The organism is Candidatus Pristimantibacillus lignocellulolyticus (assembly GCA_023639215.1).
GTDB classification, from domain to species: Bacteria; Bacillota; Bacilli; order Paenibacillales; family Paenibacillaceae; genus Pristimantibacillus; species Pristimantibacillus lignocellulolyticus.
In genome coordinates, this window is record CP097899.1 from 3183862 (window position 1) to 3203472 (window position 19611).

Genomic DNA, 19611 nt, shown 5'->3' on the forward strand with positions numbered 1-19611 from the left:
AACTATGCTAAAATGACCGTGATTATATATGACTGACCAAGACTATTGCAGAAGGTTGGGGAGAGTAAGATGGAACAGTTGTGGCAACGACAATTTGAAAATATTATTCAAGTAAAAGTACCTGTCCCATTTTCATTGAAATGGGTAAATAGTTATCTCATAATCGAACAATCTGGTTACACCATTATTGATCCTGGGTTAAAAACAGTGGAGAGTATTGACGTATGGGAGCAAGTTCTTTCAGAACTACAGCTAGAGTGGGAACAATGTGTACAAATCATCATAACCCATCAACATCCTGATCACTTTGGATTAGCAGGTTTTGTACAGCAACGAAGCGGATCGCCTGTCTATATGACAGAAGAAGCACATCGATATACGATTAATTTATGGGGTGAGGATAGAGGGGATTATGAGCATAATATGTCAGAGCTACTACATAGACATAACGTTCCTGTGGACGTTATTCAAGCCATATTACATAATCTTCAAGAGTTCCAATCTAGAGTTGAACCTTTTCCAAATGTTACATATATTAAAGCAGGTAATCCTATTGAAATAGGGAATTGCACATGGGAGATCATAGAAACAAAAGGTCATGCCTATGGGCAAGTGATGTTCTACCAACCTAAACAGCAAATCTTAATATGTGCTGATCAAGTATTACCACATATTACGCCACATGTAGGTGTCATTCCTGGTGAAGACAGAAACGTACTAGATGAGTTTATTATGAACTTGCGTCATCTTGCAGAACTAGAAGTAAAGCTTGCCCTACCAGGGCATCGTGAGCCATTTGAATATTTTTCGAAGCGGGCATATGAAATCATTGCTCATCATGAACGTCGTCTTGATAGAATCGAACAGTATGTTATAGAACATCATGAAGTAGATGCTTTTTCTTGTTGTGAGTGGATATTTGGCACTCATCTTCGTCTGAATGCTCATAATATACGTTTTGCGCTTACTGAAATTATTGCTCATTTGGAAGAGTTGGTTCGACAAGGTCGCATCAAATCTATGCGGAAAGATGGAGGAATAATATTTACGAGAGCAATATTCGATAAGTAATTCTATCCAATAAAACTTCGAAATCATATGCTGTATATAAAGTGAAATCCAATTTATATGCGCCATAACGACAAAAAGCAAGGGAATATTCCCTTGCTTTTTTCTTTTTATACGAGTTATATTAGGTGCTTTCATTAGTTATAGAGCATTAGTCTAGCGGAGGAGTTGTAACACCTTCACGCTCAGCTTGCCTACGATGAGCATAGCGACTAGCTGCAGAAGCTGCAATCGCCCCAACGATATCATCAAGGAAAGTATGTATATCTTTATCATTTTTTTCATTAAGCTTCATCAGAATTCCAGGTTTTAATTTATCCACATAGCCGAAGTTAGTGAATCCAATACTTCCATATACATTCACAATAGATAAGGCTAATATCTCATCACAACCATATAGACCTTCGTCGTTTTCAATCATTTCTTGAAGAGGAGCAATTAATTGACCTTGTTCAGCAAGAATGTCTAATTGAATTCCCGTTAAGATAGCATTTTGAACTTCACGTTTGGAAAGCACTGCTTCAACATGAACGATACAATCTTCTACTTTAAGATCAGTTGAATAATCTTTTTGGAGAAAATGAACAAGCTCAGCGATATGGGTTGTTGTTACCCCACGTTCTTCTAATAGTTTATATGTCGCTTGTGCAACAGCATTGCTATTCAAACTATATTTACCTGTGTGTGACATATCAAAACCTCCTTAAATTTTTCTGTGCCTAACATATTAACTTCCGGGTACAGAAAAATACTTCGGAAGCATTAGCTAAAACTTTCGTTTATTAATGGATTGACCTCACTTTAAAGAAAAATACTTGATCAGCAAATGTTTTTTTGGACAATATTGGTCTAAAAATTGGAAGGGCTCGTATACATATTACTACAAAAGACAAGTTGTACAAAGTTTTTGATGAAAATAGGGGAGGATTTATACAATGGAAATGAAAAAATGGTTGCGTTCAACAGCGCTAGTAAGTTTGATGGTGGTACCGATGTTAGTTACAGGATGTGGGTTATTCTCGAAATCTGCGTCTGAGGCGATAGATCCTCCACAGACAGAAGTTATCGAAGGTCAAGACGAACAGACAAGCAGTTGGTTCAGTGATGTTGAGGGAGCAACACAATACACGGTGTATTTGCAAGATAAGAATGGTTACCTTGCTCCAATCTCACTACCAATGGCATTAGCTGAAGACGAAGTTGTAGGTATCAAGTTACTTGAAGTAATGGTAGACCAAGGTGTTTACTCAACGGCTTTACCAGTAGATTTTCGTGCATTAGTTCCACAAGGTACTGAAGTGTTGTCCTATGAATTGAATGCAGAGACAGGTATCGCTACAGTTAACTTCTCTGAACCATTTGTGGATTATAACGCTGTAGACGAGCGTGCCATTGTCGAGGCAATTACTTGGACGCTAACATCTCTTGAAGGTGTAGAAGGTGTTACGATTCAAGTTAACGGTGAAGCACTAGGTGAAATGCCTATCGCACAATATCCACTTGCGAATGTAATCGATCGTTCTATCGGAATTAACATCGAAATCGCTGAAGGTGTGAATTACTCACAAGCATCGCCAGTAACAATCTACTTCTCAGGAGAAACTGTTAATGGCGAGCAGTATTTTGTTCCAGTTACGCGTATGATTAACCGTGAAGATTCTCAAGCGGTAGCAGCGATTGAACAACTTATTGAAGGTCCACAAAATACGAAAACGTTAACTTCAGTAATTCTTCCAGATGTAGAAGTAACTTCAATCGAGGAATATGATGGTGTTGTTCATATTGATCTACAAGATGATGCTTATGAACCAGGATTATTCGTACCTTCTCAATTGTTACAAGCAGTTATTCTGTCTGTTGCTGAAAACACTGGAGTAGCATCCGTTCAAGTGCGAATGAATGGCGACATAAATATTTTCGATGAAAACAATAATTCTTATAGTACTCCAGTAAGTATTCCAATGAATGTGAATGCTTTGAAAATGTAATTTGCTCGTGAAATCCTCTCTATTGAACATACTGTCATTATTCCATGAGAAATTGTGGATAATACATTATGATATAGAGAGGATTTTTATTTATTTACAATTTTTTCTTTATATGTAAAATTAATAAGATATAATGATGAGATGTTGTTAACTTTAAGAACTATTTATTAGGGGGCATTATGAATGGCTTTTATTATTGTGTTCATAACACCAATAGTTGCAATTATGTTTTTTGTTAATGTTGTATCATTAGCCAAAAAAATTAAAAAAGGTGATGAGAATACTGCGAACAATACAGGTTGGGGTGCACTTATGCTGGGCTATATTGTATTCTCTATCATAATATCGTCAGGACTATTTTCTAATTGAGAGGTGTATATCGTTTGAAAAAGAAACTTATCATTGCTACGGTTTCGATGAGTATTATTGTAACAGGGACAGCTATAATCTACACACAAACTTCAAGTGCTCCATCAACTTCGCATAAGGATTTAATAAGTGTGCACGAATTTGAACAAATGTCAGATCTAATTATTAAAGTGAATAAAGGTGAACTACCAGTTAGTGCTCTGAAAGATGCTAAGCGACTCATAGACAAAGATGGTTTACAACAATTATCTGCTACTGTTAGGGAGCAATATATCGAGCTACAGTAGTTTCATCAAGTAATAACAACATTAAACAATAATTGAAAGAAGCTAATCTACTGTCAATCGACGTGAGATTAGCTTCTTTCTTTGCACCATATTCTTTTTGGCTTATTAAAACCTTGTTAATTATTGGATACATAATAAGGGTTTCGGTTTTGAGGGTAATGGTTAACATAGCCTCAGACGTGTGCTAATTGCAGTAAAACAGGCTAAGTCATTGAATTAATGTCTGTTAAGATTGTTTGAGGGAGTAGGTTAAGGCAGCGAATAGTAGGCAAGTATGAATAGCTAGATACAATTTACTGGTGCATTTACATATGTGCTTTGTTACAATAAGTAAGGTTGTACATAAATATATTACAATTAGATAGAATTTTCTTATCCAATACTTTTCAACTATGAGATGTATTACGGGAGAAAATGAAAAGTTTTAGTCTATGCTTCCGAAGTGACTTTTTGTCATATAGAGGCTACCCAAGAAGCAACAAAAAGTTTAGGAGGCATATTAATATGAGAAATGACAGTCGTCAGCCTAATGAGCTTCGGCCCGTTACAATAACAACAAATGTTAACAAACATGCTGAAGGTTCAGTACTAATTCAATTTGGTGATACTAAGGTGCTTTGTACAGCATCCGTTGAAGAGCGCGTACCGCCATTTATGAAAGGTCAAGGCAAAGGCTGGGTAACAGCAGAATACTCAATGCTTCCAAGAGCAACGAATACGAGAAATCATCGTGAAGCGAATCGTGGTAAATTAACAGGACGTACGATGGAAATTCAACGTCTAATCGGACGAGCACTTCGTTCTGTTGTTAATTTACAGGCATTAGGCGAACGTACAATTACATTAGATTGTGATGTACTTCAAGCTGATGGTGGTACGAGAACAACATCAATTACGGGTGCTTTTGTTGCCCTTTGCTTAGCAATTGAACATCTAGCGAAACAGCATAACTTTGCTGTTTATCCGATTAATGATTTTCTTGCTTCAGTAAGTGTTGGCGTTATTAATGAAATTCCGATGCTTGACTTGAACTATGAAGAAGATTCAAAAGCAAAAGTAGATATGAATGTTGTTATGACTGGCAGTGGTAAATTCGTAGAAGTTCAAGGTACAGGTGAAGAAGCTCCTTTCACAAGACTTGAGCTTAATGAATTGTTAGCATTAGCAGAAGTAGGCATTGAAAGTCTAATCGAAAAGCAGAAAGAAGCCATTGGTGCTGCTGCTGATAAAATTAGAGGTGAGTAGATGAGCGCCATTACGACAATCGTCATTGCGACGAAAAATGAAGGTAAGGTGAAAGAATTTGCACATGCTTTTGCCAAATTAGGCATTGAAGTGAAAAGCTTATTTGATTATCCGTCTATTCCCGACATTGTCGAAGATGGAGATACGTTTATCGCTAATGCGAAGATAAAAGCAAAAGTTACTGGAGACGCGATTGGAGTACCGGTGCTAGCTGATGACTCAGGTCTTTCTGTAGATGCATTAGATGGTGCGCCAGGAGTTTACTCTGCACGTTATTCTGGGGAAGGTGCGACGGATGCAAGTAACAATGCAAAGCTTATTCAACAACTTAAGCAATTGGATTCGAAGGTAAATCTTGATCCACTTGCAGATGGTTCTAACTTATTAAGTCATGCACAGTTTCGTTGCGCTTTAGCATTGTATTTTCCAGATACGGAGCAATTCGTTGTAGCCGAAGGGCTTGCAGCTGGTATTATTACAGATACCCCTCATGGTGATGGTGGATTTGGTTATGATCCTCACTTCTACGTTCCAGAGTTAGAATGTAGCATGGCTCAGTTAAGCAAAGAGGAAAAAGGCAAGATCAGTCATAGAGGTGAAGCATTGAAGCAATTGATGCCACAACTTCATACAATGTTTAGTATTCAATAACTAACAATATGTAAATAAGGATGAATTATCTTACAGTACACTTCTGTAATGATGCATTCATCCTTATTTTTTTACACTATACTGACTTTGTTTTCCTTTAACCACACATTTATTTGATATAGATAAGCATAGAGTTGCGGACCAGACATTAATTGTCCAAACCAAGGTACAAGTGAAGCAGATTGATCGGATTTCAATAACTTATTAATAGTGTCTTTATTAATGAGTTTCAATATTGGTGAAGTATCGTCATTCATAATATCGTTCATTAATCCTGTAACTGCCGTTAAATAAGCAGGATTATGCGTCTTAGGATAAGGGCTTTTCTTCCTAGTAATAATCTCTTCAGGCAATATACCACGCAATGATTTACGTAAGATTCCTTTTTCACGATCTCCCGATGTTTTGAAATCCCATGGAATATTAAATACATAATCAACCAAGCGATGATCACAGAAAGGGACTCTCACTTCAAGTCCTGCTGCCATACTCATCCGATCTTTACGATCTAACAATGTTGGCATAAATCTAGAGATATTCATATATGACATTTGTCTGACTGCCCGTAGATGATCATTTTCGCCATGCAAGTGAGGAACTTCATAAGTTGCTTCTTCAAATCTTTGTGCGGCATACTGCTGCGGCTTAATCCAATCACTTAGTTCAGGTGAAATAATATTACTGCGGAATTCAGTTGCCAATGACCAAGGGAATTGTCTCGCATGTAACGTTTCTTCTTTATGAAACCATGGATAGCCTCCAAAAATTTCATCAGCTGCTTCACCAGAAATGGCAACCGTGGCGTTCTTTTTAATTTCGCGACAAAATAGTAATAGTGAAGAGTCGACATCAGCCATACCCGGTAAGTCTCTTGCGATCGTAGCGTCATGCAATGCGGAGATAAGATCAGGAGTATCAAACTGAACATAATGATGAACAGTAGATAGGTGAGAGGTCATGAGTTCGATAAATGGGGTGTCACTATTAGGTTGGAATGAATGTGCTTTGAAATGTTTATCATTGTCGACAAAATCAACAGAGTACGTATGAAGAGGACTGGCGTCCTTATCACGATAAAATTGTACTGCCATTGCGGTTAAAGCACTTGAATCTAGACCGCCTGATAACAAAGTGCAAATAGGTACATCGCTTATCATTTGCCGGTTCATAGTATCTAGTAATAACTCTTGTACATGATCTATCGTTTGTTCCATAGTGTGTTCATGCTCTCTGCTTTCAAGTTTCCAGTAGGTTTGCAACCTCGAACCAGACTTATTAATCGTCATACATTGTCCTGCTTTAAGTTCGGATATTCCTTCGTATACGCCATGACCAGGTGTTCGAGCCGGTCCTACGATAAATATTTCTGCTAATCCTTCACGGCTTACTTCCGGCTTTACTTCGGGATGCGTTAGTAATGCTTTTAATTCAGAGCCAAAAATAAAGCGAGAGCCTTGATCCGCGAAAAATAACGGTTTTACACCAAGTCTATCTCTAGCCAGAAACAATTCTTCTTGCTGAACATCCCACACAGCAAATGCAAATATACCGTTCAAATGTTCCAAGCAATCCTTGCCCCAATGCATATACGCTGTTAACAATACTTCAGTATCGCATGTTGTTGTAAATCGCCAGCCATAGGAAAGTAATTGTTCGGTAAGCTCTTGTGCATTGTATATTTCACCATTATATACGATGACAAATTGATCATTGTCACGATATCGCACCATAGGCTGAGCACCGTTACTTGGATCCATTACTGCAAGTCGTCGATGTCCGAATGCACAATGAACAGATAACCAAGTTCCAGCGGCATCTGGTCCTCTTGGTGTGAGAGTATCTGTCATTGCTTCAAGTGTTTCACTGCTATGCAGTAAGTTGTTCTGCCAGTCTATCCATCCTGTCATACCACACATAGGCTTCATTCCTCTCTATCTTCACACTAACCTCACGTACTATAACGTATATGTGCAAATAGAAATAAAATGTCTGTCCAATAAGACGGAAAAGCCTATAACTGTAGGAATTGTGGGGTAGTGGAGCGGTTGAAGATTATAATATACTTTTTATACCATTGTTTACCCTTTCAATGTTCGCTATAATGTTATAGTTAATTAAATTGAATACAACCCTCATCCGATCAAACGATGAGGTAGAGGTCGCGGTTGTTAGAAGTAAATCAGTGGAGACGCAGAGAACGTCATTGAAGCTGTTGAAAGGAACAACCGCCGAAGTTTGATTGCTGCTCTGGGCAATTGGGCTGGGACTGTTGCCGAAAGGTGCAGAACTGTCACAAATTTATGAAAAGTAATTTGTGATGAGCTATCTTCAAAGAAGATGAGATGGGAATGATATAAAACGTTCACCTCTGTGGGCGTTTTTTTGTTACCATAAGAAACGAATATTCTGAATGACAGAGTCACCGTTTCTTCTTGTTTCCCACTCCACAACAATGGATCGACATCATGATTAAGGAGTGTTTTTAATGGCATCAAAAAATTCGACTGAGTCACAGCAGTTGAAACGCGGGCTCAAGGCTCGTCACCTCACGATGATTGCACTTGGAGGCTCCATTGGTACAGGCTTGTTCCTTGCTAGTGGTAGTGCAATAGCAGAAGCTGGTCCTGGGGGGGCTCTTCTCGCTTATATAGCGGTGGGAATTATGGTGTACTTCCTGATGACTAGTTTGGGAGAACTCGCAACCTATATGCCAGAATCGGGATCTTTTAGCACATATGCGAGCCGCTTTGTGGATCCTTCTTTGGGATTCGCCCTTGGATGGAATTTCTGGTTTAACTGGGCGATTACGATTGCCTCTGAGCTTGCTGCAGCAACTCTTATTATTAAATATTGGTTTCCTGATAGTCCTTCTTATCTGTGGAGCATCCTGTTCCTTGCCATTATTTTCGGTTTGAATTTACTGTCTGTCAAAGGATATGGTGAATCGGAATACTGGTTTGCATTGATTAAAATTGCCGTTGTCATTATCTTCTTGATTGTTGGTGTACTTATGATATTTGGTATAATGGGCGGCTCGAAGCCAACTGGCTTCAGTAATTTTACACTAGACGGTGGACCGTTCCATGGTGGTTTTCTAGCGTTTCTTGGTATCTTTATGGCAGCGGGTTATTCGTTCCAAGGAACAGAGCTTGTCGGCATTGCAGCCGGTGAAAGTGAGAACCCACGTGAGAACGTACCGAAGGCCATTAAACAAATCTTCTGGCGTATTCTGCTTTTTTATATTTTTGCAATCTTTGTAATTGGCATGTTGATTCCTTTTACACATCCGAGCTTAATGCAAGCTGGTATTGAGAATATTGCAGTTAGCCCGTTCACCCTTGTTTTTGAAAAAGCGGGATTCGCCTTCGCGGCTGCTATTATGAATGCCGTCATTTTGACTTCAGTGCTGTCTGCTGGTAACTCGGGGATGTATGCATCTACACGTGTACTATGGGGACTTGCCAAAGAGGGCAAAGCACCTAAATTTCTAGAGAAATTAAACAAACGCGGTATCCCTATTAATGCGCTGCTAGTCACTTGTGCAATCGGGATGCTTGCGTTCCTAGCTTCCTTCTTCGGTGATGGGGTTGTGTATTTATGGCTACTGAATGCTTCTGGCATGTGTGGATTTATTACATGGCTTGGAATCGCAATTAGTCATTACCGTTTCCGTAGGGCATTCGTTGCTCAAGGTCGGGATTTAAGTGAACTTCCTTATAAAGCCAAGTGGTTCCCGTTAGGTCCACTCTTTGCCTTTGCATTATGCATAGTCGTTATTATCGGCCAGAACTTTAAAGCTTTCATTGGAGAAACGATCGATTGGTATGGCGTAATTGTTTCTTATATCGGTATTCCGTTATTCTTAATTGTATGGCTAGGCTACAAATTTGTGTACAAGACCAAAGTCATTTCTCTCAAAGATTGTAAATTTGACTAGAATGATGGGACGAACGAGCAAAGGTGAATCTTTCTAAAAGAAGGATTCACCTTTTTTTAAGATTTAAGTGTATATCGATGATAATATCAGATAATACATAACCTACAAATAACAGTTGTCTGTCCGTTCTCGAGGCCAACTGATAGTCAAGACGAGAAAATACACCAAAATCTGAAGAGGTACAATCATGTTATATATCATTATGAGTTAAATATTGTAAGATCATTAAATTTATGGTATCAAATAAATAAAGAGATTGTTAAACCATCTACATATCGCAAGCACATCAAATGGTAATAATATGGCACGAGATTTATTTCAAATTCAGAGAGGAGTTTCGCCATCATGGAGCAAACTATTAAACAAGCGATCATCAGGGGAGAAACCTCGCTTGGCATTGAGTTTGGATCGACACGAATCAAGGTTGTATTAATTGATTGCAATTTTGAAACAATTGGTTCCAGCAGCTATGAGTGGGAAAATCAATTACTTAACGGATATTGGACCTATGATCTCAATGAAGTGATTTACGGATTACAAGAAGCTTATCGCCAATTAAAGCAAGAAGTCGAGAGTAACTATGGTGTAACATTACAAAAAATCGGATCAATTGGATGTTCTGCCATGATGCAGGGGTATATTGCTCTTGATCAAGCAGGGGAGCTCTTGGTCCCATTCCGCACATGGCGCAATGCTACAACAGGTGTTGCTGCATCAGAGCTAACAGAGATATTCCAGTTTAAAATTCCAGAGCGTTGGAGCATAGCGCATTTATACCAAGCGATATTGAATGATGAAGAGCATGTCGCAAACATAGACTATATTACTACTTTGTCGGGTTACATTCATTGGCTGTTGACTGGAAGCAAGTCTCTTGGTTTAGGAGATGCCTCCGGTATGTTTCCAATCGATAAATCTGCTCAGCAATATAATGAAGATATGATCAAGCAGTTTACCAAATTAATAGCCGATAAAGGCTATCGGTGGAGCCTTAAAAATATATTACCTAAAGTTTATGCTTCAGGTGAGAATGCTGGTTATCTCACTGAAGCTGGCGCTCGGGTATTAGACCCATCAGGCAACCTGCAAGCAGGTATTCCGCTATGTCCTCCAGAAGGCGATGCAGGAACAGGCATGGTCGCTACGAATAGTGTAAAACAGCGTACTGGCAACATTTCCGTAGGTACATCGATTTTTGCCATGTTTGTATTGGAGGAGGATTTATCCACTATATACCCTGAGATTGATATCGTTACTACACCTGATGGCAGCCCTGTCGGTATGGTTCTTGCTAACAACTGCTCCAGCGATATTAATGCATGGCTGAGCTTGTTTCGTGAATTTTATGAAGCAATGGGGCTGAAACCCGATATGAACCAGTTATTCAGCGTCCTGTTCAATAAAGCGCTGGAAGCAGATGCTGATGGTGGCGGCTTGCTTAGCTACGGCTACTATTCAGGCGAGAACCTTACCGGGATTACAAAGGGGCGTCCGCTGTTCGTTCGTTCTCCCGAAAGCCGCTTTAATTTGGCAAACTTTATGAGAGTACATCTGTTTGCAGCATTTGCTGCACTGAGGCTTGGGATGGATATTTTGACACAGAAGGAGAATGTAAAGATTGACCGTATTTTGGCGCATGGTGGATTGTTCAAAACGCCGCTAGTTGCACAAAAAATGTGCGCCGCGGCATTGAATGTTCCTGTTTCAGTCATGTCTACGGCTGGTGAGGGAGGAGCATGGGGGATGGCAATTTTGGCATCGTATATGATAAGTAAGGAGCAGCACGAAACATTGGCCGATTACCTTACCACTAAAGTGTTCAATGATAAAGAAGGGCAAGAGGTTTATCCTAACAGCGAAGATGTGAATGGTTTTTCCTTGTTTATGGAACGATATACGGAAGGACTGGCAATTGAGCAGGCAGCGGTAGATCATTTTGTAGAAAATTAGCATTTTAATAGTCATATTCCCGCAAAATAAAGGCCCGAACGTATTCTACGCTCGGGCCTTTATTTTTAGAATAGAAAGAGTAGCTAACTAAGGAATAGGACTTCCTAGACAAATTGCGGATATAAGATGTGTTTGTTTTATTTACTTTACAAGCCCTCTATTGATTTCAGTAAGTTTGGAATTAATGGCAAAGATTTTTGCATTGATATCTGTTATACCAAAACTAGCTAATCTGCTTGTGTGCATAACGTTATATTTTTCAGCTGTTTCTTTTGTTTCGAACAAATAAATGCCACCGGCTTCTTTTCTTTCAGAACTTTCTGTCCAGATTTTCCACATGAATCCATCTTCTTCGTTAATACTCTTTGCTAAATCAGAAAACGCCTCTGCCATTTCATCACCGAAAGGTCCGTTCATTTTAAAATCCACTTGTAATACATATGACATAATGGTCACTCTCCATTGTTTATAGTAGTAGTTAAATACAATTCCCCTAAAATTTCGTTCACTTGATAACGCTCTTTTGAAAGTTCTTGTTCAATAAATGATTTAATATTTAATGGTTCAACATCATACAGTACTTCAATTTCTTTGGAGAAAAGAAGTTTTTCTCTCTCAAGTAAGTTAGAAAGAGAAGGTAGTGGATTAGTTTGCAAATCTTCGAGATTTAGAACTTTTTTCAAACCATCAATATAATACTCCAACGGACGGGCACCGACAATTTTTACGCCTTTGTTCTCCGCATTGGTCATAATAATGGTTGGGAAGCCTCTGACGCCCAAGCTTCTAACTTGATCAAAATCTTCATTCAACAATTGAAGACCGACCTGTTGTTCAGCTTCCATAATAATAGCTTCACCATCAAGACCGAGTTTATTTACGATGTCAATCATAACGGATTTTTCTGAAATATTTTGATTAAATGCGAACAATGCTTCTCTTGAACGGCGCAAATATTGTGCTGCTATTGTATCGTTATGATTTTTTTGAATGACCTTAAATACACGAGATGGTGGATAGGAAGATTGCACTGGATTATCAAGCATTAGAGTGCCATCAATTGGCATTCTTGAATATTCTCCTACTTCTCTCCAGTGAGGAGCCACGTCAGCTGGTTTATTAATTCCGTTTGCAGGATCAATGGGCCCTTCATGCCATTTTTCCAGTAAACCACCCATGACCGTATGAAAGTTAAAATACTCACCATACTGCTCTACAAAACGACGAAGAACAGGTTCAAGTGCCCAGCAATGAGAACAAATAGGATCGGTCACATAATAGAGATTAACCGCTTTTGAGGGTTGATTAAAATCTATTACTTCCATATCTTCATCTCCAGATACTCCGCATGTACCTGTTTGTAAATCACAAACCATATTATTATTGTTCGACAATATATTTTCCTCATTTCTATCTCAATTGTGTAACAAAATAGCTTATATTCCCTTTACTTTTCAATTTATTTGCTTACAATTGAATTTTAAATCATAATACAAATCATCAACACCAATAGTTCAGCGAATTTGTCGTTTATACAACATATTTAAGAACTTGTTTAAAAAGTAGGAGGTTAACATAATGACCGAATTAAAGACGGACCCCCGAGTTATACGTACCCGCAAATTAATTATGGATTCTTTCATTGAACTTTCAGGAAAAAAAGAATTTAAGGATATTACTATAAAGGATATAACTACAGAAGCCATGATTAATCGTGCAACTTTTTATTATCATTTTGAAGATATATATGACTTATTGGAAAAGGTACTGTCAGAAGTATTGTTAGTTAATTTGAATTATGATTACTATCAAAATGATGAACTAAATGAAGAAGTCTTTGTTAATATTTTTGAATCAATCACAAATTTCCAAAAGTCATTGTCTAGTCGCTGTCATAGAGGTTACGAAGATACTATTGCCCGAATTATTAAAGAACAGCTCGAAATTATTTTTCATAAAATGTTATTAAAGCAACATAATACCGAAAAGGATGAAGCTCTAAAACTTACAGCTACACTATTGAGTTGGGGAATTTACGGGGCTTCAGTAGAATGGAAAAGAGATAATCAGAAGACACCTCCGGATGAATTTATCAAATTAGCGATTCCTTATATACGGACCGGAATCGATAGAATATAAGGGAAATGATTTAGTAGGAATAAAATGTCTGTCCGTATGAGAAGCTAACGATAAGCTTTTATACCATACGATGATGGAGGATAATTAACGATATGAACGAGAATGGTTCTACAGAAGACATTCGTAAGGTCTATTATGTAAATGTACAATCAAAACAGCTTTACGAACAACCAGACATTGCTGATTACCATCTAGTTATTACAGCAAATACTAAAGAGTATGATCGAATCATTGAGCAGTTTCTAGAAGTGGATGATAGTGATGAATGGACACTTGAAACGATGTTCTTCCAATTGCGCAATAATAGCCCAGACATGAGCATGGTAAATGATGAGCATGATTATCGTCTGAAGCAACTGTATAAGGAATTGTACAAGTTAGGCACTGATGAGACGAGACGGCATATTGAACAAATGCGCATATTGTAATTCAAAAAGTTGGTGAGAGTGTACATAGACGAGCATGTCTAGTTAACTAATATGACGATATTATGAGACATCAATGTTAATTAATATATCGATTACTTAGTATTGCAGTTGACAATTTTCTATAATTTGTGAGAGATTAAGAATATCATGTTTTCACAACAAAATGGAGGATATCATCTTGCAAAAATTAGTTTTCTTCGTAGGGGTAGCAGGCACAGGAAAAACAACAGTAGCAAAAATTTTAAGTAAACATCTACCAGCAGCATTTCTTGATCGCGACACAGTAGGTGGTCGTTTTGTAGAAGCTTTTCTTGCAATGAAAGGTTTTGATATTAATGATCGCGATTCTCAGTTTTATAAAGAGAATCTGCGTGATCTTGAATATGATACAACAAAAGATATTTGTATCGAAAATTTAGCTGCAGGACAAAACGTTTTTATGATATCACCATTTACAGCAGAACTTCGTAACGAGCAATGGATTGAGGATGTTATCGTAGCAGCAGGATTGACCAAAGAGCAAGTAGATGTAAAAGTTATCGTCGTTACGCTTGCTGATATTGAGCTTCAACATCATCGGATTGTTGATCGTCAGACAGAACGTGATCGTTGGAAGTTAGATAACTGGAGTGCCTTTGAACAACGAGTTAATTTTGTACCGGAAATTAACTGGAAAATTCCACAACAATCGATATTAATATTCGATAACAGTGGAGAATTGACATTAGAAAAACAGCAACAAGTTATTGATTTTGTAATGAATGATTGAATGATACACACGACAAAGCTATAGCGCATTTAATACAGTACCCTTTAGAGTAGACAAGATAAAGTCTATCCTATAGGGTACTGTTTATTTCCACCGAACATTTTTGCTAGGGTACTATTATTACTCTGTAAGTTGTTCCCAGTCGATTTCGATATAGTCGATTTTTACATGGTTACGATCGGATTTGAATTTATTGACCCAGAATGGTTGATTTGGAAGGTCTTTCGAAGGTTCTGTTAGAAAAAGGGAATCAAAATAACGTTCGATCAAGTGGTCTGATCTTTCATATGCGGACAATATAGATTCATAAGTCTGACTGTTTCTTGATCGAGATTTTGATCTCTATCAACTAATTGAGCACTTACTTTTTTTATTTTTTTCTCAGACCAATTTTGTCCAAATTTAAACTTGCTCGTCATCTCTTCCACACGGATTTTAACAATGGCAGCAGCAGTTACCTGTTTGGCATATCCTTGATCAGAAGGAACAATTGCTTCATACCCGCCCTCTGGTTGTAACTTCTCCATAAATACTGTAAATACATCGCATTTTTCTTGAAGATCATGAACGATTTCTGCTTGACCTCTGAATAACACGGATTTGAAAAATGCGGTGGCAGGACATGCGTATTTTGGATCATTCATATAAGAAGGGATAATAGAATACTCTTTCGCAACTGAGAAACTGACTTTTGAGTTGTCAGCAAGAGAGGTCATCTTTTCTCCAATTTTACTTCCATGAAAATAAATATCTCCATTATAGTAGACATAATTAAGCGGAGTAATATTAGGATAACCATCTGCTCCGATCGTACCAAGGAATCCAAAAGTCATTTCATCGAGAAAGGCATTGACGTCCTCAATTTTATCTTCAGCTATTGCAAATTCTTTTCTTCTCATGAACAATCACCTCTACATTAGTAATGTAATTTATTGTATAAATAAGAGAGACAATTAAAAAGATCCAATTTGTGATTTTTTTAATGTACCACTTTAGTGGAGGGATTACGTTGGAATTATATATACCTTACGATAAATTTCTAGAAAAATATGGTCACAAAAGTGATGCTTTGTTTCTTGCACTTAAGGAAGGGATATTAAGCGGAGAGATTCAAGCGGGTACAAAACTTCCTTCTAGTAGGCAATTAGCATCGGCTTATCAATTATCACGTGGCACCGTTAACGCAGTCTATGAGCGGTTGCATTCACAAGGTTTTGTTCGGAGTGTTATGGGAAGTGGTACATTTGTTGCTCATATCGAATTTAATAAAGACGATAGTCCGATCAACTTGCCTGCCAATGAGGTGAATTTGTCGGATTGGGGCAAACGATTAGTAGAAATTGACCTTAACCAAGGACTAGCTTCAAATGTTCAAAGAGAAGGTATTGAGCTTATTTCATTCACTTTAGGAGAAGTAGACTTAGTACACTTTCCAGCGAAACAATGGAATCGGCTACTGTTTGAACAAGTGCGAGATCAATATAATAAAGAGAGTGTCGATTCTTATTCATCAGAAGGGCATACATCACTTAGAGAAAGCATTGCTCAACATTTACATACATTTAGAGGTATAAATGTGAAGGCGGACAATGTTGTTATTGTGAATGGATCTCAGCAAGCACTCACATTAATTATCCAATTGTTAATTAATGAAGGTGATATCGTAGCAATGGAAAATCCGCATTATGTGGGAGTACGTAATGCTGTACATTCTGCTGGAGGGAAAGTTCACGCTTTTCCTATCGATAACGAAGGAATTGTTTTTCCTGAAAATAAAGCCTGTCCTTATAAATTATTATTTGTCACACCAAGTCGTCAATTTCCAACTGGTGTAGTTCTTAGTATGGAAAGAAGACTACAACTATTGCAGTGGGCCGAGGAAAATAACGCCTATATTATTGAGGATGATTATGACAGTGAATTTCGTCATTATGGAAGAGCGAATGAACCTTTAAAGTCTTTAGACACAAAAGGAAGAGTAATCTACATTGGGACATTTTCGAAAACGATGATGCAAAATATTAGACTTGGATATGCGGTGCTCCCAGATTCATTGCTAAATTGGTTTACAATTGCTAAAAAGGTGTATGAAAGACATCCTAGTTCAATCATTGAGCAACGTGCAATGGCAGCCTTTATGAATAACGGTTTATATGATCGACATATTAGACGAATGAAGCGAATATATCGAAAAAAAGCAGAATTATTTTTAAGTCTTTTAACTAAGTATATGCAAACTGTTTTAGAACTTTATCCAATCGATGCCGGCTTACATATTTATACAAAGTGGAAAGGCACAGAAGCGGAATTTGAATTGTTTTTAACGCGTTGTGAACAATTGAATGTGTGGGTATCAGATGCTAGAGGGTATTATCTTGGGGAAAGTAAGCATGCTTTTTGTTTAGGTTTTGCTCATCTTAGTGAGCAACAAATTACAGATGGTGTAATGCGAATGGCAGAAGCTCAGAAAAATGTTAAATAGTAAAGAGGCACAACATACATGTTGTGCCTCTTTACTATGACCTAATAGATATTGTTAAGTATCGTTGCGTAGTAGCGTTTCATACTACTTCTACAAAAAAACTAAACATGATTACCACTCAAGCTAGTTTCAAATGCATCGATAATCACAAGGAAATGTTCTGCTTCTCGAAAAACATGATCAGCTAGTAGCGGATGAATAATGCTTTTTATTCGGCAGGCTTCGATTAAGTCGCGAGCTGTTTTCTTGAAGTCACGAAGAGACGTAACGGATACTCTATTCTGATCAAGGAATTGATCAAGAAGCGGCACCGTTTGCGCTTGCGGGCGCATTGAGCTTAAGTCCTGTGCTTGGAAAAGTAATTGATCAAATTCTTGGCTGAAGTTATTAGCTTGCTCTACGAGCTTACGCTCAGAAGGATCGAGTAAATGACTAATGAATTTAGCATGATCAGCCATAATTTTGAGGAAGAATACATTTTCATCGATGATTGCATCAGGTAGAGGCTCCAGATTACCAGTATTTAATTCTTCCAGACGGTTACGGAAGTAGTTTGCTTCTCTACTAACGTGATCAACGAGTAGTGGAAAGTTATTGGCACCAGGAAGCTGACACGTAACGATTAGACCTAGCACTTTTCTTTTGAATGCCCAAATATAAGAAACGGCAGTATGAACTTCTTCATTAAATCTTCGGATTACAATAGGATCTGTTGCAAATGTAAGAGCATTTGCTTTATTCTCGATAGCTTCAAAAGTAGAGTAGAAATGGTTCGCTTCATTAATTAGTTTAGTATCCTCGCATCTGAACCCTAATTTTAGAAAAAGCGAATGTTCTTTCATAATTCTTGACCAAAACCGTACTTCTTCCAAAGAACGAATGACAAACAGATCAGCCAATAACAACAGCTCCTTTGTAATAACAATCATTAAGAACTATATGAACGTATAAAACTAAATAGACTATGACCATATTTCTATCCGGATTTTGTGAATTCGATTTTAAATGTTTTTTCCCAACGAAAACCGACTTACTATATAAGAAAAATAACTTAAAACAAAGCCGATCAAAACGATTTGGAAGCATTGAAGATAGCAGAAGCTGCAGATCAGCGTCAGGAATCAAAGTCAAGTAAGACCAGCAATGAATTGGTGAATTTCAAAAGTCTCATGAAAACGAAAAAAAGCGCCTAAACCTTGAGAGGTTCAGGCGCTTTTTTGAATATATGTAAATCTTTCAGTGGAGTCTAAGCTCTGCTTCTGTTCCTCCGCAATCACAACAATACAGTATCTCTCAACGTCAGGATCTTGAACGTACACGCCTTATTCTCTAAAGTAAAAGTCAGTTAGTTAAGAAAAGTTGCTTAAACAAGATGATGAAAAAGGTAATCGTTGGAAAAAGTTGTAGTATGTCCTATACTATCTGTATAGATTTAGCAAAGGGGAGAATCGATTGAATAAATTAGCAATAGCGATTATTACAGTACTTATGCTATTAGCTGGTTGTAATAGTAACGATGATAGCCATTACTAAAGAAAATACAATTCAAACATAAAGGGGATGCAATAATGAAGAAGTTACTAATTGTAGCATTGATAGTTTGTATTAGTTTACTTGCAGGCTGCAGTAATAGTAATAATAATAGTGGTAGTGGATTGAAGGAAATAAAAACATCAGATTTATGTGTAACAAATATCAATTTAGACGCTAAAATTTGTTATGGAGATGAGAAAAAGAAAGTCGAAACTATAGTCGGCGAAGGTGAAGGGTCGTCTACGTTGATAACTTACGACAACGGCATCAGGGTCATGTATCGTGGTGATAAAGTTGCTGGAGTGATTTTGACGGAAGAATCGGATGGAGTGTTTGAATCAGTAATTGATGTAAGTATGGGAGATTCTAAGAAAGTCATAAAAGATAAACTTGGAAATGATAACGCTATCGATACTATTGCAAAGAATTTAGATTACTTTTATGACTCAGATGTAAAACATTTTATAAAGGAAACATCTTCTAACAAGAAAAGTACTAAAGAAGAGATGGAAAAAGTCTATGTAATATCATTCCTGTTTGACCCTGCAGGAAAAGCAGACACGATTATGTGGCTAGATTGGAGAATGGCGATGTATTTGCAATAACAAAAAACGCCTAAACCCTTGTGGTCACTAAGGTTTAGGCGTTTTTTATGTATATGGAAATCGTTAAATGGAATAGCAATGGCGTCCCAGGAGGGATTCGAACCCCCGACAACTCGCTTAGAAGGCGAGTGCTCTATCCGACTGAGCTACTGAGACGCGA

At 37.7% G+C, this 19611-nt stretch carries 19 protein-coding genes, 1 tRNA gene and 1 riboswitch; of the genes, 13 read left to right on the top strand and 7 right to left on the bottom strand.

Annotation, left to right across the window (positions count from 1 at the left end; translation table 11 throughout):
- Nucleotides 1-69 precede the first annotated feature (69 nt).
- A complete protein-coding gene (locus NAG76_13465) occupies nucleotides 70-1071 on the top strand; it encodes an MBL fold metallo-hydrolase (GenBank protein URN92852.1) in 1002 nt (333 codons plus the stop codon).
- Between the two features lie 148 nt (nucleotides 1072-1219).
- Here the strand turns inward: NAG76_13465 and NAG76_13470 are convergent, their stop codons facing one another.
- Nucleotides 1220-1759, bottom strand: a complete 540-nt coding sequence (locus tag NAG76_13470; GenBank protein ID URN92853.1) for a phosphatidylglycerophosphatase A — start codon at nucleotides 1757-1759, stop codon at nucleotides 1220-1222.
- A gap of 244 nt (nucleotides 1760-2003) precedes the next feature.
- On the opposite strand from NAG76_13470, the gene NAG76_13475 reads away from it, so the two are divergent.
- The 5 genes from NAG76_13475 to NAG76_13495 all read left to right on the top strand — a co-directional run bounded on the left by NAG76_13475 (nucleotide 2004) and on the right by NAG76_13495 (nucleotide 5608).
- The gene (locus NAG76_13475) at nucleotides 2004-3056 is read left to right on the top strand and encodes a GerMN domain-containing protein (GenBank protein URN92854.1); all 1053 of its coding nucleotides are present in this window, start codon (nucleotides 2004-2006) and stop codon (nucleotides 3054-3056) included.
- A gap of 183 nt (nucleotides 3057-3239) precedes the next feature.
- Nucleotides 3240-3425: a hypothetical protein gene (locus NAG76_13480; protein ID URN92855.1), complete on the top strand. Its 186-nt coding sequence runs from the start codon at nucleotides 3240-3242 to the stop codon at nucleotides 3423-3425.
- Between the two features lie 14 nt (nucleotides 3426-3439).
- A complete protein-coding gene (locus NAG76_13485) occupies nucleotides 3440-3712 on the top strand; it encodes a hypothetical protein (protein URN92856.1) in 273 nt (90 codons plus the stop codon).
- A gap of 504 nt (nucleotides 3713-4216) precedes the next feature.
- Complete coding sequence (gene rph / locus NAG76_13490; protein ID URN92857.1) at nucleotides 4217-4957, top strand: ribonuclease PH; 741 nt, start codon at nucleotides 4217-4219, stop codon at nucleotides 4955-4957.
- Nucleotides 4958-5608, top strand: a complete 651-nt coding sequence (locus tag NAG76_13495) for an XTP/dITP diphosphatase (protein URN92858.1) — start codon at nucleotides 4958-4960, stop codon at nucleotides 5606-5608.
- A gap of 71 nt (nucleotides 5609-5679) precedes the next feature.
- Here NAG76_13495 and asnB read toward each other — a convergent pair whose 3' ends face one another.
- Nucleotides 5680-7524: an asparagine synthase (glutamine-hydrolyzing) gene (gene asnB / locus NAG76_13500; GenBank protein ID URN96839.1), complete on the bottom strand. Its 1845-nt coding sequence runs from the start codon at nucleotides 7522-7524 to the stop codon at nucleotides 5680-5682.
- Between the two features lie 229 nt (nucleotides 7525-7753).
- Nucleotides 7754-7941, top strand: a riboswitch (Lysine riboswitch).
- A gap of 152 nt (nucleotides 7942-8093) precedes the next feature.
- Here asnB and NAG76_13505 point away from each other — a divergent pair.
- Both NAG76_13505 and NAG76_13510 read left to right on the top strand, forming a co-directional pair.
- Nucleotides 8094-9545, top strand: a complete 1452-nt coding sequence (locus NAG76_13505) for an amino acid permease (GenBank protein URN92859.1) — start codon at nucleotides 8094-8096, stop codon at nucleotides 9543-9545.
- A gap of 345 nt (nucleotides 9546-9890) precedes the next feature.
- Nucleotides 9891-11495, top strand: coding sequence for an FGGY-family carbohydrate kinase (locus NAG76_13510; protein ID URN92860.1), 1605 nt, complete (start codon nucleotides 9891-9893; stop codon nucleotides 11493-11495).
- A 141-nt stretch (nucleotides 11496-11636) separates the two neighbouring features.
- On the opposite strand, the gene NAG76_13515 is transcribed toward NAG76_13510, so the two are convergent.
- The gene (locus tag NAG76_13515) at nucleotides 11637-11942 is read right to left on the bottom strand and encodes a monooxygenase (protein URN92861.1); all 306 of its coding nucleotides are present in this window, start codon (nucleotides 11940-11942) and stop codon (nucleotides 11637-11639) included.
- A gap of 5 nt (nucleotides 11943-11947) precedes the next feature.
- Nucleotides 11948-12871: a DsbA family protein gene (locus NAG76_13520; GenBank protein URN96840.1), complete on the bottom strand. Its 924-nt coding sequence runs from the start codon at nucleotides 12869-12871 to the stop codon at nucleotides 11948-11950.
- 202 nt (nucleotides 12872-13073) lie between these two features.
- On the opposite strand from NAG76_13520, the gene NAG76_13525 reads away from it, so the two are divergent.
- The 3 genes from NAG76_13525 (at nucleotide 13074) to NAG76_13535 (ending at nucleotide 14831) form a co-directional block, all read left to right on the top strand.
- Nucleotides 13074-13634, top strand: a complete 561-nt coding sequence (locus tag NAG76_13525; protein URN92862.1) for a TetR/AcrR family transcriptional regulator — start codon at nucleotides 13074-13076, stop codon at nucleotides 13632-13634.
- A gap of 92 nt (nucleotides 13635-13726) precedes the next feature.
- Complete coding sequence (locus NAG76_13530; GenBank protein ID URN92863.1) at nucleotides 13727-14062, top strand: hypothetical protein; 336 nt, start codon at nucleotides 13727-13729, stop codon at nucleotides 14060-14062.
- 178 nt (nucleotides 14063-14240) lie between these two features.
- Nucleotides 14241-14831 (top strand): ATP-binding protein, encoded by a 591-nt coding sequence (locus NAG76_13535; GenBank protein ID URN92864.1) that lies wholly within the window; start codon nucleotides 14241-14243, stop codon nucleotides 14829-14831.
- 266 nt (nucleotides 14832-15097) lie between these two features.
- Here NAG76_13535 and NAG76_13540 read toward each other — a convergent pair whose 3' ends face one another.
- Nucleotides 15098-15730: a pyridoxamine 5'-phosphate oxidase family protein gene (locus tag NAG76_13540; protein URN92865.1), complete on the bottom strand. Its 633-nt coding sequence runs from the start codon at nucleotides 15728-15730 to the stop codon at nucleotides 15098-15100.
- A 110-nt stretch (nucleotides 15731-15840) separates the two neighbouring features.
- Here NAG76_13540 and NAG76_13545 point away from each other — a divergent pair, with 110 nt between their 5' ends.
- Nucleotides 15841-17313 carry a PLP-dependent aminotransferase family protein gene (locus tag NAG76_13545; protein ID URN92866.1) on the top strand — a complete coding sequence of 491 codons (1473 nt, stop codon included), beginning with the start codon at nucleotides 15841-15843 and terminating at the stop codon, nucleotides 17311-17313.
- A 101-nt stretch (nucleotides 17314-17414) separates the two neighbouring features.
- Here the strand turns inward: NAG76_13545 and NAG76_13550 are convergent, their stop codons facing one another.
- Complete coding sequence (locus NAG76_13550) at nucleotides 17415-18212, bottom strand: DUF2935 domain-containing protein (protein ID URN92867.1); 798 nt, start codon at nucleotides 18210-18212, stop codon at nucleotides 17415-17417.
- Between the two features lie 669 nt (nucleotides 18213-18881).
- Here NAG76_13550 and NAG76_13555 point away from each other — a divergent pair.
- Nucleotides 18882-19451 (top strand): hypothetical protein, encoded by a 570-nt coding sequence (locus NAG76_13555; GenBank protein URN92868.1) that lies wholly within the window; start codon nucleotides 18882-18884, stop codon nucleotides 19449-19451.
- A gap of 79 nt (nucleotides 19452-19530) precedes the next feature.
- Here the strand turns inward: NAG76_13555 and NAG76_13560 are convergent.
- Nucleotides 19531-19607: transfer RNA gene (locus NAG76_13560), tRNA-Arg, on the bottom strand.
- Nucleotides 19608-19611: the final 4 nt, after the last annotated feature.

Coding starts and splice junctions, on each gene's coding strand:
- NAG76_13540 (URN92865.1), bottom strand. CDS start 15,730: ATGAGAAGAAAAGAATTTGCAATAGCTGAAGATAAAATTGAGGACGTC.
- NAG76_13480 (URN92855.1), top strand. CDS start 3,240: ATGGCTTTTATTATTGTGTTCATAACACCAATAGTTGCAATTATGTTT.
- NAG76_13510 (URN92860.1), top strand. CDS start 9,891: ATGGAGCAAACTATTAAACAAGCGATCATCAGGGGAGAAACCTCGCTT.
- NAG76_13505 (URN92859.1), top strand. CDS start 8,094: ATGGCATCAAAAAATTCGACTGAGTCACAGCAGTTGAAACGCGGGCTC.
- rph (URN92857.1), top strand. CDS start 4,217: ATGAGAAATGACAGTCGTCAGCCTAATGAGCTTCGGCCCGTTACAATA.
- NAG76_13520 (URN96840.1), bottom strand. CDS start 12,871: ATGGTTTGTGATTTACAAACAGGTACATGCGGAGTATCTGGAGATGAA.
- NAG76_13470 (URN92853.1), bottom strand. CDS start 1,759: ATGTCACACACAGGTAAATATAGTTTGAATAGCAATGCTGTTGCACAA.
- NAG76_13515 (URN92861.1), bottom strand. CDS start 11,942: ATGTCATATGTATTACAAGTGGATTTTAAAATGAACGGACCTTTCGGT.
- NAG76_13555 (URN92868.1), top strand. CDS start 18,882: ATGAAGAAGTTACTAATTGTAGCATTGATAGTTTGTATTAGTTTACTT.
- NAG76_13495 (URN92858.1), top strand. CDS start 4,958: ATGAGCGCCATTACGACAATCGTCATTGCGACGAAAAATGAAGGTAAG.
- NAG76_13525 (URN92862.1), top strand. CDS start 13,074: ATGACCGAATTAAAGACGGACCCCCGAGTTATACGTACCCGCAAATTA.
- NAG76_13465 (URN92852.1), top strand. CDS start 70: ATGGAACAGTTGTGGCAACGACAATTTGAAAATATTATTCAAGTAAAA.
- asnB (URN96839.1), bottom strand. CDS start 7,524: ATGTGTGGTATGACAGGATGGATAGACTGGCAGAACAACTTACTGCAT.
- NAG76_13530 (URN92863.1), top strand. CDS start 13,727: ATGAACGAGAATGGTTCTACAGAAGACATTCGTAAGGTCTATTATGTA.
- NAG76_13475 (URN92854.1), top strand. CDS start 2,004: ATGGAAATGAAAAAATGGTTGCGTTCAACAGCGCTAGTAAGTTTGATG.